This is a genomic window from Candidatus Phytoplasma rubi, assembly GCF_026821955.1.
GTDB lineage: Bacteria > Bacillota_I > Bacilli_A > Acholeplasmatales > Acholeplasmataceae > Phytoplasma > Phytoplasma vitis.
This window is the reverse complement of sequence record NZ_CP114006.1, coordinates 286,425-301,932: the sequence shown is the minus strand read 5'-3', so window position 1 is coordinate 301,932 and position 15,508 is coordinate 286,425. Positions and strand designations below refer to the sequence as shown.

10 protein-coding genes and 2 pseudogenes are annotated in these 15,508 nt (G+C 23.1%); 5 read left to right on the top strand and 7 right to left on the bottom strand.

All coding sequences use genetic code 11. The annotated features are described in order from the left end of the window. Positions 1-5 precede the first annotated feature (5 nt). The 5 genes and pseudogenes from RS022_RS01595 (at position 6) to RS022_RS01575 (ending at position 5,555) form a co-directional block, all read left to right on the top strand. A pseudogene (locus RS022_RS01595) lies at positions 6-1,324 on the top strand (toprim domain-containing protein). A gap of 157 nt (positions 1,325-1,481) precedes the next feature. After that, positions 1,482-2,144 (top strand): phase variable surface lipoprotein, encoded by a 663-nt coding sequence (locus RS022_RS01590; protein WP_268850128.1) that lies wholly within the window; start codon positions 1,482-1,484, stop codon positions 2,142-2,144. Positions 2,145-2,593: 449 nt separating this feature from the next. Beyond that, positions 2,594-3,528: pseudogene (locus RS022_RS01585) on the top strand (IS3 family transposase). A gap of 313 nt (positions 3,529-3,841) precedes the next feature. Beyond that, positions 3,842-4,261, top strand: coding sequence for a hypothetical protein (locus tag RS022_RS01580; protein ID WP_268850127.1), 420 nt, complete (start codon positions 3,842-3,844; stop codon positions 4,259-4,261). 58 nt (positions 4,262-4,319) lie between these two features. After that, complete coding sequence (locus RS022_RS01575; protein ID WP_268850126.1) at positions 4,320-5,555, top strand: ATP-binding protein; 1,236 nt, start codon at positions 4,320-4,322, stop codon at positions 5,553-5,555. Between the two features lie 795 nt (positions 5,556-6,350). Here RS022_RS01575 and truB read toward each other — a convergent pair. The 7 genes from truB to uvrA form a co-directional block, all read right to left on the bottom strand. Further along, positions 6,351-7,202: a tRNA pseudouridine(55) synthase TruB gene (truB, locus tag RS022_RS01570; protein ID WP_268850125.1), complete on the bottom strand. Its 852-nt coding sequence runs from the start codon at positions 7,200-7,202 to the stop codon at positions 6,351-6,353. Between the two features lie 51 nt (positions 7,203-7,253). Next, positions 7,254-7,562, bottom strand: coding sequence for a thioredoxin family protein (locus RS022_RS01565; protein WP_268850124.1), 309 nt, complete (start codon positions 7,560-7,562; stop codon positions 7,254-7,256). Between the two features lie 104 nt (positions 7,563-7,666). Then, the gene (locus RS022_RS01560; RefSeq protein WP_268850123.1) at positions 7,667-8,602 is read right to left on the bottom strand and encodes an HD domain-containing protein; all 936 of its coding nucleotides are present in this window, start codon (positions 8,600-8,602) and stop codon (positions 7,667-7,669) included. A gap of 31 nt (positions 8,603-8,633) precedes the next feature. Next, complete coding sequence (locus RS022_RS01555) at positions 8,634-9,512, bottom strand: CCA tRNA nucleotidyltransferase (protein WP_268850122.1); 879 nt, start codon at positions 9,510-9,512, stop codon at positions 8,634-8,636. 27 nt (positions 9,513-9,539) lie between these two features. Further along, positions 9,540-10,421 carry a DegV family protein gene (locus RS022_RS01550; protein ID WP_268850121.1) on the bottom strand — a complete coding sequence of 294 codons (882 nt, stop codon included), beginning with the start codon at positions 10,419-10,421 and terminating at the stop codon, positions 9,540-9,542. A 193-nt stretch (positions 10,422-10,614) separates the two neighbouring features. After that, the gene (uvrB, locus tag RS022_RS01545; RefSeq protein ID WP_268850120.1) at positions 10,615-12,588 is read right to left on the bottom strand and encodes an excinuclease ABC subunit UvrB; all 1,974 of its coding nucleotides are present in this window, start codon (positions 12,586-12,588) and stop codon (positions 10,615-10,617) included. Positions 12,589-12,607: 19 nt separating this feature from the next. Beyond that, positions 12,608-15,409, bottom strand: coding sequence for an excinuclease ABC subunit UvrA (gene uvrA, locus RS022_RS01540; RefSeq protein ID WP_268850119.1), 2,802 nt, complete (start codon positions 15,407-15,409; stop codon positions 12,608-12,610). Positions 15,410-15,508 lie beyond the last annotated feature (99 nt).

Below are 15,508 nucleotides of genomic sequence, written 5' to 3'. Positions count from 1 at the left end.
CATCAATGAATTATCAAAATAAAATAAAACACATTCAAACTCATTTCCCCATGTCAGTTTTATTAAAAAATTAAAAATTTTACCTCTAAATTTTAATAACCACCACCGTTTCCCTTGCCCCATCCATCAAGGAAAGAATCCCACTTGTTGTCATTTCACTTCAACTAATAAAATTCATTGTTGGAAATGTGGGAAAGATTACGATATTATTGATGTTTATATGGCTATCCGTCAGATTCAATCCTTTCATGAAGCGATCCAAAGAATAGAAAGATTTATGAATTCTTTCGAATTTAAAACCTTAAGTCAACAAGAAAAAGAAACAACGAAAACAACTACTAACTCTTTTAAACAACCATATCATTCAACGAAACCAAAAAAACCAGTTGACGAACAGGAAATTAATATCAAAAAGAAACAATTATTTAAAAAAATCTCACCCTTATTCAACCAAATTCGTGATTATTATCATTATTTGTTAATTTCCAACCAAAATAACGAAAGTCAACCAGGAATAGAATATTTAACTCAAAAAAGAAAACTCACTCTAGAAACCATCAAAGAATTTAAACTTGGTTATACCCCATTATCTGATAAACCTTTATCTTTTCGTCTAGTAAATTATTGTAAAAAACAAAATATCGATACAACAAAATTAGTTGAATATGGCTTTATCAAAGAAAAAACTAATCAACAAAATAAAAAATATTTTCATGATACTTTTCATGGTTCCATTATTATCCCTATTGAAAATGGTTATCATCAAACTTTTCATTTTTATCAAAACAACTTTCGCGAAGTTTCTTATTTCCAACCTAAATATCAATCATTAACTAATTTTAGTCAAACACCGACCTTTCATTTTAGTTATCGTTTTTTTGAAGCGTTACCTTATCAAACAAACAAAAACCATGATCATTCATGAAGGTTTTTTGATGTCATTAGTTGTTGGCAAAACAATATTAAAAACGTTGTCGGTCTCATTTGTGTCACTCAACTACTTTCTCAATCACAACTAGAAATTAAAAAAGAAAAAATTAAAGTCATTATCGCCTTAGATAACGACGAAACAGGACGAAAACGCAGTGAAGTGTTAGGATTACAACTTAAAGAAGTAAACATTTTATACGAAATTAGACGCATTTTACCCCCTTACGATCAAACTTGTAAAGATGTCGATGATTTATTACGTCAATACGGAAAAGAAGCATATCAAAAATGTTTTTTAGACCCATACATTACTTATGAAGAGGCCCAAAAGAAAATAATCGTCGATTTAGCAGTTCATTTCTTTGGTGAAGACAAAGTTGAAGTAATTAATTAAATTATTACTTTATTACACCAATATATAACATCTACACATATAATAACATTAACATACCCCAAAATAAGCTCATATACCCTAAATTTTGCGATTTTATTTTTTCGCAAATTCGGGGTTTTTTATTTTTATAACAATAAACCAAATTAAGGAGAAAAAAATGAAAAACGACACTAGTCAAGAAATTAGAATCGGGGGCTGGAACACAAAAACCACCCCCAACGATTTAACTCAAATTAAAAACTTTTTAAAAATATTAAAAGAAGATTTAATCAATCTCACTATTATTGCTCATTCTAAAAAGAAAAACACCTACCAAGAAGCTAATTATCGCCCGAAAAACCAAACTCTCTTTGTCGATCCTCAAATCTTAGAAGAAATTAAACAAACGAAAATCACCTTAATTAATGATAATTTCTCTTCTAGTAATAGTAAACTATTACTTTCTAATTTAACCCCGCTTAAAAGCCAAAATAACCCTCTTAAAAGCCAAAATAAACTCCTTAAACACCTCTATCCACTATTTCAAATTAATTATCAAAATGAAACTAAAAATCGTATCAAAGAATTGATTGGGAAAATTGATGTCAATAAGTTAGAAACTTTACAATTATATCAATTAGATTCTCAAAAGCTAGATAAATATCATAAACCCATGAAAACCAACTATAAGAAAGGGTTAAACATCATCTATTATCGAAAAGAAGATTTAAAATATCTTCAATCTTTTTTAACAAAAGATAAACAAGGTTATCGGGTGAAAAAGTTACGTTCTGGTTATTTATCAAATTTAAATAAAAAAGAATTAAAAACAAATAAATAATTTATAAAATTACCATTTTATTACCATTAAGTTACCATCTTATTTACCACTTTATTACCGTTTTGTTACCATCTTATTACCACTTTGTTACCATGTTACTTTTCATATATCCTTTTTAATAAGAAGCTTATTGAAGGAGTGATATTTGATATTTTATATCGATATTAATAATGATAACGATATTTGATATTATCGAATTATCATTTTTCATATCATTATTATTTATCGATATAATAAAACTTCTTTTTTAGGTAATTTTATTTTTTAATTTATTTTAATTATTAAAACAACTTTAATTTTTTAAATTAATTGCCTTCCCAAGTTATAAATATTATCTATGAAACAAAAAGATGAACGCACTGAAGCGCTTATTGATCAAATAAAAAATCTTTTAGAGTTATAATAGTTGATATATTTAAAAATAATTTATAAAGATAATTGGTATTAAGATGCAAAAATTAAAACAAAAAATGAAATTATTACAAAAAATGATTGAAAAAATTAAAAAATTGATAAAAAATGGTTTTTCATTTAGTCAACCAATTCAATCAAACTCTTAATTTAACCACTATTTTAAAAACAATTCAAATCAAAAGAAGTACTTATTATTATTGGTTAAAAGTTAAAAATAAACTAAAAGAAAAAGAAGAAAAATATCTGTTACAACAAAAACGGATTAAAGCTTTATGTCTCTATTATCAATATTTTTACGGTCATCGGAAAATCACTAATTTATATCAAAAAACCTTTAACGAATTCATCACAAATAAAAAGTTTACACCATTATGAAAAAAACGACATTAGTTGTCGTTTAAGAATCAAAAAAAATTTTACTTACCGTAATTTAAAAAATAATCTCCAAATAATTCCTAATTTAATCAATCAAGATTTTATTTCCACCAAACCTCTTCAAAAACTCTTTACTGACATCACTTATTTCAAAACTAAGCAAGGTTTTCTCTATTTTTCTTGTATCATTGACTCTTTTAATAACCAAATAATTACTTCACATATTTCAAACCAACAAAATAAAAATTTAGTTTTAAATACTATTAAAAAATTACCTTCATTAAAAGAACCTTGTATTATCCATTCCGATCAAGGAAAAGTTTATCAATCACTTAAAATTCAACAAACTTTAATAAAAAAAGGTTTTTTAATCAGTATGTCAAGAAAAGCCACCCCTCGTGATAACGCCGTCATTGAAAACTTTTTCGGCCAAATGAAAACCATCTTACAATATCAAAATCCTTTTTTCTTTCAAAAATCTCCTGATAAAATGAAAAAATTAATCAATCAATTTCCTCAATTTTGGAATAATAAATGGATTTTAATCAAATTAAACCATTCAACTCCATCTCAATATGTTCAAAATCTGAGATAAATTTTTAATTGAATTAACATCAAATAATATAACCTTGTAAAAGGTTACTTTAATACGCCTTTTTTTAAAGAAAAATGTTAAATTTATATCAAAGATTATTTTCTTTTCATTTTGTTGACGAGTTTTTCACTTTTTTTACCTAACTATATAGTGAAGGGTTAAAATATTAAAAAAATATCTTTTGAAACTAAAGAATTATCAAAAAAAGTTTAGACACTTTTTTAAACAAAAAAAATATTTCCTTAGTTTGAAAAGATAGGAAATTATCAATTAATAGTTAGTCTGAAAGAACAATTTTAAAATAAAAAGTTGTATGAAAAAACGGAACAGCTCACCCATTCCGAACTTAAATCAACAAAAATATCAACATTTAATTACAGTTGAACATGAAGCCACTTTGAATTCAAACGGGTTGGAAATTACCGTTCCTTTATATTTAAAAATATCTACTCGCTATGATACTCAAACAACTTTTAATCATCCTGAACAATATTTTAATTTATCGTTAAAAATTAACGATCATGAATATGAAGCTAATAAATGTCCTTTAATGACTTTAGAAAATGGGATTGGAACTATGAAAATACAAATCAGTATCGAACAAAAAGAAATTATCAAGGAAAAAGATCCTCAATTAGAATTAATTTATGATTACGAATTAATTGATTCCCAAGGGAAAACTTTCAGTGGTGGTAGTCAAACCATTGAAAACAAAATCGCTCAAGTAGCATAATTTATAAATGAAGACTAAGTTTTTACTTGGTCTTTTTTTTATTGAGAAAGGAAGAAAGATGAAAAAGAAAATCAACCAAAAGCCATTATCAAAATATTTAATGTTAACTATTATCATTTTATTTATTTCTTTTTGTCTAGGAACTTATGTATGGATCCATCATCAAACTTTAATAGAAACTGAAAAACAAATCGCCAATCATCATAAAAGACTAGAAAATCAAAATATTAACTTACAAGAAACCAAAAAACAAATTCATCAAAAACAAAATGAATTAGAAAAAAAAATAACCTTAAAACAAAATGAATTACAAAACGAATTTCATAACCAATTACAATCTAATTTAGAATCATTAATAACACAAAATCAAAAACCGCATCTCGACGAAAGATTAATTAAACTATCTAATCCTCAAAAATTCTTATCTTTTAATCAATTAATCGGTTTTAAAGAAGAGTTAAAAGCAGCGGAAGGATTTATGAATTATTTGAAAAATAAAACTAACTATCAAGGAATTGGTGAGATAGAACCACCATTAGGCATTTTAATGCATGGTTGTCCAGGAACAGGTAAAACTACTTTAGCGCGTGCTTTGGCAAAAGAAACTAAATTACCTTTCTTTGAAGTTTCTAGTTCTTTATTCTCCCAAAAATATAAAGGCGAAGCCCCACAAATGGTTAAAGATTTATTTGAAACAGCTAGAGAAGAAGCGGATAAAAAAAACGGCGCTATTATCTTTTTAGATGAATGTGAAACTATTTTTACTGATTTAGGAACATTAGAAGCTGGTTCAGAAATCGCCAATGTGGTTAACCAATTCAAAACTGAAATGACATCAGTTGACAATAATCTTGAAAAACCAATTTTTGTCATTGGCGCAACAAATCATATAGAACAAATTGACGAAGCAATCAAATCAAGATTTACTTACAACATTGAAGTGAAACCTGGCAATAAAGAAGAAAGAAAACAATTTTTAGAATTCATGATTAAAAAACGTAAAAACCCTTATAGCCAAGAAACCCAACAATACTTATTGGAAATTATCAACGAAGCTTTAGAATATTTACCACAAAATCATCAATTCTTAAAAGCTAATCGTACTTTAGAAAACCTTTTAAAAACAACTGTCAATGTTTTCGCACACAATCGCGGAACTAACGAAAATAAAAGAAACGAAATCAACAAAGAAGATTTAAAACAAGCTTACCAAATGATCATTTCTCAAAACACAGAAATATTAGATCAAATCGAAAACCAAAAGAAAGGAGGTAATCATTATAAAGCTATTTAATTTATTTTTTAATCATTATTGGATGTTTAAATTTTCTTTATCTCGCTTTCTTTTATAAATCAAAAGAACCATCATCTAAATATGTTGGTCAATTAATCAATGAAATCGATAAAACCATTGACAAATATGACCAAACCATTAATGATTACAAAGGACTAAAATCCGATTGGGAAGATGAATTGAAGAAATGTAAAGAAGAATTAAAAACATTATATGAAAAAAAAATTAATCAAGAACAAAAAAAAAAAAAAAAAAAATCAAAAAAAATTTAAAACAAACTGAATTAAAAATAACTGACATCAAAGCTCAAAAACAAGAAACTGAAAATAATATTAATACTTTAAAAGAACAAAAAAAAGAAATTAAAAAAAACAAAGAACAATTAAAAAAACTACTTATAAAACTGAAGAAAAAAGGACCTTAAAAGAAAAACGTCGTCTCTTAGAGCCCTAGAAAAAGCAGATAAAAACAGAGAAATTAAACAAAAACAAGAAGATTTAAAATTGATACCTATAACAAAATAGATAAAATAAACGATGTAATTAGACAATTACAAAATGAAATAACAGAAATTATCGAAAAAAATAAGACAAATTAATATAAAAATTAAAATTTTACAATTCAAAAAATAAATATATGAATATATTTTATCATAACTACAAGAATTAAAAAATAAATTAGATAAAATATATAAAGATTTAAATAATAATGAACAAAAAAAATTTTTTAATATAGTTTTCTTTTTGTTCATATTTCTTTTTTTAATAAAATTTGAATATTTTTTTAAATATTTTTTCAAAAAAAATATTTTGGATAATATTTATTTTTTTGTATTGGTTTGTAATAAGCAATCCAATTTTTATTTTGATCTAAGACAATAAATGATTTTTTGGTCAAAATTTGTCTTTCATCTAATAAAACGCCATTTTTAACTAATTTAATTAAATAATCATTTAAAATAATTTTTTTTGTTTTTTTAAATAATATTTTAACATCGATTAAATTTTTGAAATCAACCGAATGAATATTTTGAGCTTTTTTTAAATTATAGGAACCTATTTTAGTTCTTGTTAATTTTTTTAATGCACCGTAAGTATTCATTTGAGTTGCAATATCTCTAGCTAAGCTTCTTATATATGTTCCTTTTGATACTTTAGTTTCAAAATCGATTAAATCATTTTCGAAAGAAGATGTTATTTTTAAATTTTTAATATGAACTTTTCTAGGAGGAATATCAATTTGTATATTTTTTCTTGCTAAATTATACATTTTTTTTCCTTTAATTTTTATAGCTGAATACATAGGAGGAACTTGTAAATATTTTTTTTTAAGAAAGAAAAGGAAACTTTTTTCAACTTCTTCTATTGATAAAATATTTTTTTTTGTTTCAATGATTTTTCCTGTTACGTCTAAAGTATCAAAATTTTTATTAAAAAGAATACTTCCTTGATATGTTTTATCCAAATTTTCAAATAAAAAAGCTAACTTTGTAGCTTTATTTATCAAAACAATCAAGAGACCTTCTGCCATCGGATCTAAAATTCCTGTATGTCCTATTTTATTAAGATTTAATTTTTTTTTTATTAAATAAATAACATCATGAGATGACATATTTTTTTCTTTGTTAATTAAAAAGAAACCGTTCATGAGAATGATTTATATTTTCTTTCTTTTTTAGTTAAAAAAATTTATTTTTATTTAGATTATTTGACAAAAAGATATTAATTCCTCGTGAGTGCAATAACCAGTTTGTCTTTTGATTTCTTCTCTGTTTTTGAATAATAATAAAGTAGGAAAACTTTTTACATTATATTCATAAATAAAATTTTTATGTAAACCGGCATTAATTTTAATTACCTTTATATTAGGGTTTTGTTTTTCAAAATTATTTAAAACAGGCATTAATTTTTGACAAGGTCCACACCAAGGAGCAAAAAAGTCGACAAGAACTATTTTATTTTTGTTTATTACAGAATTTAAATCTATATTTGGTTTGTTTTGAGACATTTTAATTTGTATAACCTTTCTTTTTTTATTTTTATAAAATTTTTAAAATATATAAAATTAAAATAATAAAAATATTTTTTTAATAAAAAATGTATACAATTATATTATAAATTAGGTTTATAAAATGATCTTCCTTTTATGACAGATAAATTTTCAGTAAATTCTCCTTTTTCAGCTTCTTTTATGTTTTCATTTAAAGTATTTAATTTAGCATCTATATCATCTAAATACCATAATAAAAGAGCTTCTCCGATTTGTGGTTCTTTAGCGGCACCATATTGTAATAAACCATGATGAGAAATTAATAAATGTTTTAAAAGCAAAGTTTCTTCTTTATCTTGAAATCCTAGTGAAAGAGCTTCTTCATGAACATAATTGACTCCTAAAATTAAATGTCCTAATAATTTTCCTTTTTTTGTATAAGTTTTGGATAAAAAATCAAATTCTATTATTTTCGCCATATCATGAAGAATAATTCCACAATTTAATAAATCTTGATTTAAAAAAGGATATATCGTGACATAATGATTAGATATGTTCAACATATTAAGAGTATGATAACTTAGGCCTCCATAATAATCATGATGCATTTTACAAGCTGCTGGATAAATTAAAAATTTTATCTTATTTTTAGAGTATAAATTATGAGTTATTTTTTTTAAAATAGGATTTTGAATTTTAGATAAAAAATTATTTATTTTTTTATCGATTGTATGGAAAGAAAGAGGAGAACATTTAAAAAAGTGTTTATAATAACTAAAGACTTGTTCTAAATTTAAAACATTTTCGATGATATCATATTCTTCACATAATAAAATATTTTTTTCATTTTTTTCTTTATATTTTGTTTTAAAAAAATAAATTTTTTCTTTTTCGGGTGTCAGAAATGATAAATCTATTTTGATATTAACAACAAAATCTTCTATTAATAAAAGATCAATATTAAAAAAATGCCCCCCTTTATTAATACTAGTTATTTTTCCAATAAATTCAATTGTATCACCTATTTTTTTATTTTTTAAAAATAAGTTTTGATTCATATTTGGTACCTTTTTTAATAATATAAAATTTTTAATTTTTTAAAAGTGTATATTCGGTTGGTAATTTATATAATGAAATTAATTTTTTAAATCTTTTTTTTTCTTTTTTACTGAATGGAAAAGAATTTATTATATTATGATTTAAAATAAAAGACAAATCTAAAAATAATTCTGGATTCATTTTTGTTAAATTTTCTTTAATTATATAAATAATACTTTCTTTAAATTCTTTCAAAAAAGAAATAGCATTAGTTTCTTTTAAAGATATAAGAGCTTTTTTAAAGAATTTTTGTTTTGTTATTTTTTTTAATTCTTTAATTATTTCTTGAAGCGGTATTTTATTTAATAAAAAAATATTTTTTTTTAAAATTTTTTTAGTTTCAATTTCAATTTCGAAATTAGATTTTGCTTGAAGAGTGAAAATACGCATCATTCTTAAAGCATCTTCTGTTAATTTTTGATACGGTTCACCAATAGTTTTTATTTGTTTTTTGTTTAAATCATCAAAACCATTCACATAATCAATTATTTCTCTGTTTTCATTCATTAAAAAACCATTAATAGTGAAATCACGTCTTTTTAAATCTTCTTTAATATCCGAAATGAATTCAACAAAAGAAGGATTTCTATGGTCTAAATAAGGTCCTTCTTTTCTATAAGTGGTGGTTTCGAATTTTTCTTTTTCAAAGATAATTTGAAAAGAACCGTATTTAATATTTTTTTTATGACAAATTAAAAATTTAGAAATTTCTTCGTAACGACCATTAGTAATTATATCAACATCATTTACGGATATATTTAAAATTATATCTCTTACAGCTCCACCAACAATAAAAACTTCGAAGCCTTTTTTTTTAATTTCTTTTAATATTTTTTGCGCTTTTTCAATTTTTTTGTTGCAAATTTTCATTAAAAAACCTTTTCTTAATATTTTTTATCAAGAATTTAAAATTATGATACCTACTCCGAAAACATCATTACCTACATGAGCACCTACAGCTGGTGTAGAAGGAACTTCTATAATTTGTTCTAATTGAAATTCTTTTTCCAAAAAAAGTTTAAATTCATCTTTAATATAATTATTTCCAGTACTTAAAATATGTATTAAAAATTTTTTATTTTTTGTATATTTTTTGATTTTATCGCTAATAGAAAAAAAAGCTTTTTTCATAGAAATTTTTTTTTCAATTAAAACAATTTCTCCATTTTTGTTAACTTGTAAAATAGGTTTAATTCTAAAAAATCTACCTAAAAAACCTTTTGTTTTGTTCAAACGTCCATTTTTAATTAATTGTGTTAAAGAATTAACGATAAAAAAGATAGTATTGTTTTCCTTTAAAAAATCTAAATGTTTGATAACTTTTTCAACAGAGGCACCTTCTGAAAAAAGACGTTCCGCTTCTAAAGCAAAATATCCTTCCGAAAAACAAACAGTATTAGTATTGTAAGGAATAATTTCGATTTTGTCTTTTAATTGCTTTTGAGCTTGACAAACAACATTATAACTTCCGCTTAATTTTTGAGAAATAGTTAAAACAAAAGCTTTTTTATAACCTTGTTTAATTAAATCTCTAAAATAACATATTAATTCCCCTATAGAAGGTTGAGAAGTTTTTACATCTACATTACTGTTTTCATTTAATATATTATAAAATTCTTTAGATGTTATAGTTTCACCATCGATATATTCTTTATTATTGACAAAAATTTTAATTCTAATTAAATCGATATTATGATTTTTATATGGAGAATAATCTAAACAACTAGTTGATGTCGAAGCTATTTTGATATTTTGATTATTTTTATTTATTTTATTCATTTATGAAACCTTTAAATCTTTGAATTTTAAAATCTTATATAAAAATTTTTTAATATTCATTTTTATGATTATTATACCAAGTTATTATAACAAAAAAATTTATTAATATTTTTAATATTAATCAAATAATAATAATAATAATGTATAAAAAGGAATAAATGATTTTATTTTTTAATATAATTTTTGAAAAATTCTATTCTTTTTGTTTTTTTTCTTTTTCTAATTTGATAATTAAATTTCTATAAAACATCGCTTTTTCGAAATCTAATTTTTTAGAAAATTTTTTCATTAAAGATTGGAGTTTTTTTAAACTATAATTTTTTGGAGATTGTTTTTCAGAAAATAAAAATGATTCAATATTTTCATTTTTATCTTTATTAATATCTGTTGTTTGTTTTATATTTTTATAAATAATAGTTGGTTGCAAATTATGTTTTAAATTATAATTTTCTTGGATTTGACGACGACGTAAAGTTTCTTGAATAGCTATTTCCATTGCATTTGTTATTTCATCGCCGTACATAATTACTTTTCCGCGGATATTTCTTGCAGCTCTTCCGATAGTTTGGATTAAACTTTTTTCACTTCTTAAAAAACCAGGTTTATCAGCGTCTAAAATAGCTACCAAAGATACTTCAGGCAAATCTAAACCTTCTCTTAATAAATTTACTCCAACTAAACAATCATAAACACCAGTTCTAAGTTTTTTTAAAATAATCATTCTTTCTAAAGATTTAATTTCACTATGAAGATAAGCTACTTTAATTCCTATTTTTTTAAGATAATTAGTTAATTCTTCACTCATATTTATAGTTATTGTTGTAACTAAAGTTCTTTCATTTTTTTCTGCTCTACTTTTTATTTCCGAATATAAATCTTCAATTTGATTTTGAGTAGGTCTTAATTCTATTATCGGATCTAAAATGAAAGTAGGTCTAATAATTTGTTCTATTATAGGAATTTTTTTATCTATTTCATAATTTCCTGGAGTAGCTGATAAATAAATAACTTTATCCATTTTTTTTTCAAATTCAGAAAAAGTAAGAGGTCTATTATCTAAAGTACTAGGCAAACGAAATCCATGTTCTATTAAATTTTTTTTTCTTGAATAATTACCAGCATGCATTCCTTTTATTTGAGGAATAGTAACATGAGATTCATCAATGATAGTTAAAAAATTTTTTCCAAAATAATCAATTAAAGTTGTAGGCGGTTCTCCTTTTTTTTTAAGAGATAAATGACGTGAATAATTTTCAATACCATTACAATAACCTATTTGTTTTAACATCTCGATATCATTTGTTACTCTTTTTACGATATTTTGTGCTTCAATTAATTGATTTTTTTTTTGAAAATATTTAATACTTTCTTCTAATTCTTCTTCAATTCTTTTAATAGTTTCTTTTAATTTTTTTTTATTAGTAACATAAAGAGAAGCCGGAAAGATACTTACATTTTTTAAATTTTCAATAATATTTCCTTTAAGAATATCAAAAATTTGTATTTTTTCAATTTCTTCATTATCGAATACGATTCTAATTCCTTGTTGAGTTTCAGCAGATAAAATAATGTCTAAAGTTCCACCTCTAATTCTAAAAGTACCTCTATCAAATACTAGATCATTTCTTTTGTATTGCATTTCAACTAATTGTTTTAAAATTTGTTTAAAAGAATATATTTTTTTTTTTTCTAAATAAAGAACAGAAAGTTTATAATCGTTAATATCTCCGATACCGTAAATACAAGAAACAGAAGAAACAACGATGATATTTTTTCCGTAAATTAAAGAATTAATTGTTCTATGGCGTAATTGATCTATTTCAGAGTTAATTTTAGAAGTTTTTTCAATATAAGTATCATTAGAAACGACATAAGCTTCTGGTCGATAATAATCATAATAAGAAATAAAATATTCTATTTTATTATCAGGAAACATTTCTTTTAGTTCATTATATAATTGCCCTGCTAAAGTTTTGTTATGAACAATAATCAAAGTGTTTTGATTTAATTTTTGAATTACATTAGCTATGGCAAAGGTTTTTCCTGTTCCTGTAGCACCTAAAATAATTTGTTCTTTAATATTTTTTTTGAAATTATTTAATATTTGTTCGATAGCTTTAGGTTGATCACCGCTTGGTTTATATAAAGTTTTAATTTTGAATATCATATAATTTAAACCTTATTATTTATTTTATATTTAAAATTTTTTTTAAATATTGTCCTGTGAAACTTTTAGGTTTTTGCATAATTTCTTCAGGAGTCCCTTTAGCGATAATATATCCACCGTTATTTCCACCTTCTGGTCCTAAATCGATAATATAATCAGCATTTTTAATTATATCTAAGTTATGTTCGATCATAATTACGGTCGCTTTTTGTTTAATTATATGATGAATTATTTTTATTAATTTTTTAACATCTTCACTATGTAATCCTATAGTAGGTTCATCTAATATATAAAGGGTATTTTTAACATTTGTTTTAGCAAATTCATTAGCTAATTTTATTTTTTGTAATTCTCCATCCGAAAGAGTTTTAAAATTTTGTCCTAAACGTATATAATCTAAACCTATTTCTTTTAAAATTTGAAAATGATTTTTGATAAAAATAAAATTATTAAAAAAGATTAAAGCTTCGTTTACTGTCATATCTAAAATTTCGGCTATATTTTTATTTTTATATTTAATTTTTAATATTTCTTTATTAAATTTTTGGCCTTTACATTTTACGCATTTAAGAGAGACATCAGAAAGAAAATTCATATTAAATTTTTTAATTCCTAATCCAGAACAATGTTCGCAATATCCTTTTTTATTATTAAAAGAAAAATTACTTTTTGTATAACCTTTTAATTTAGCTTCTGTAGTTGAAGCAAATAAATTTCTAATATAATCAAAAATTTTTGTATAAGTAATTAAATTACTTTTAGTTTTTGTTCCGATAGGAGAAGAAATAATTTGGATAATTTTTTCAATACTATTATATTTATTAAAAAATGTATTAGAAATATTTTCATTTTTATGGTAAGAATTTTTTTTTGGAATATTTGATTTTAAAATTTGATTTAATAAAGTCGATTTTCCAGAACCTGAAACTCCTGTGATGACTGTTAAAATTTCTAAAGGAAAATCAACGTTAATATTTTTAAGATTATTTGCAGAAACATTTCTGATTTGGATTATTTTTTGAGGATTTATAGGATTTCTTTTTTTAGGCACATTAATTATTTTTTCACCAGATAAATATTGTCCCGTTAAATTTTTTTTATTTTTAATAATTTCTTCAGGAGTACCGTAGGCTATTATTTGTCCTCCTTGTTCTCCTGCTTGAGGCCCGATTTCTATTAAATAATCAGCGGATAACATTGTTTGTGGGTCATGTTCTATCACTAATAAAGTATTTCCTAAATTTCTAATTGTTTTTAAAGCTTTAATTAGTTTTTCATTATCTTTAGGATGTAATCCGATAGAAGGTTCATCTAATGTATATAAAATACCTGATAATTTAGCTCCGATTTGATTAGCTAATCGAATTCTTTGTATTTCTCCGTCAGATAAAGTTTTAATACAACGTTCTAAAGTTAAATAATCTAAACCAATATCTTTTAAAAAATGAAGCCTATCTATTATTCCTTGTAAAATTAAATCAGAAATTTTTTTTTCTTCATCTGTCAATTTTAAATTAAGAAAAAAATCTAATAATTCTTTTATAGATAATTTGCTTAATTCATAAATATTATGATTTTGAATTTTAAAAAGTAAAGCTTTTTCATTTAAACGAGCTCCTGAACATGAATCGCATTTTTGTTCTGAAACAAAAAAATTAATAAACCAATTGATATTATTAGGATCATTTTTTTGATGATAAAAATGTTCTAAAATATTGATAACTCCTGAATTAAGAGGATCAAAGTTATTATTTTTAAGGTTTTCTTTTTTTTCATAAAGAAGAATGTTTAATAATTTAGGATTTAATTTTTTTAAAGGCGTGTCCATATCAATATTATTATGTTGACAAAAAGTTTTTAAATCATGAATTTGAGAATATACATTTTGATAATAAAAATAAGGAATGATACCTCCTTCATTAATAGATTTATCTAAACAAATAATTAAATTCGGATCTAATTTATTTTTTACGCCTAAACCTTGACAACTTTGACAAATTCCATGAGCATTATTAAAAGAAAATAAACGTATTTCTCTTTTAGGAATGATAAATTTTTTTTCAGAAGAATAATAATTACAGTAAAATTTGTGAATTTTTTTCTCTTGCAAAATAAAAACCTTATCAGGGACTAAAGAAAAAGCCAAATTTAAAGAATCACATAATCTTTCTTTATTGTTATTTATTTCAATACGATCTATGACGATATAAATATCATGATATTGATCTTTTTCTAGTGAAGGGAAATCGTTTTCTAATGAGACTTTTTTTTGATCAATAATAAAACAATCGAAACCTTTTTTAAAAAATTTTTTTAAAATTTTTGGATGTGTTCCTTTTTCTTTTTCTACAATAGGAGCTAAAATAAAAATTTTAGAATTTAGTTTCAATTTTAAAATTTGTTCCATAATTTGTTCTAAATTTTGATTTTTAATTGATTGTTTAGTTTCGGGATAGTGAGGAATAGAAATATTAGCATAAAGCAAACTTAAGTAATCATAAATTTCAGTCATAGTTCCAACAGTAGAACGTCGATTATAAGATATTATTCCTTTTTTAATGTTAATTACAGGACATAAACCTTCAATTTGATCAACATCTGGTTTTTCAAAATTTCCTAAAAATTTTCTAGAATAAAAATTAAGAGATTCTATATATTTTCTTTTAAATTCTTGGTATAGAGTACCAAAAACTAAAGAAGATTTTCCAGAACCTGAAATACCAGTCACTACAATAAATTTAAATTTAGGGATATCTAAATTAATATTTTTTAAGTTATTAACTTTAGCGCCTCTAATTTTTATTATTTGATTATTATTCATTTGATTATAGTACTTTCTTATATTTTAATTTTTATTTTTTTATTAGTTTAATAAATAATTAAACAAAAATATTATAAATTATATTTAATTTTCTAAATT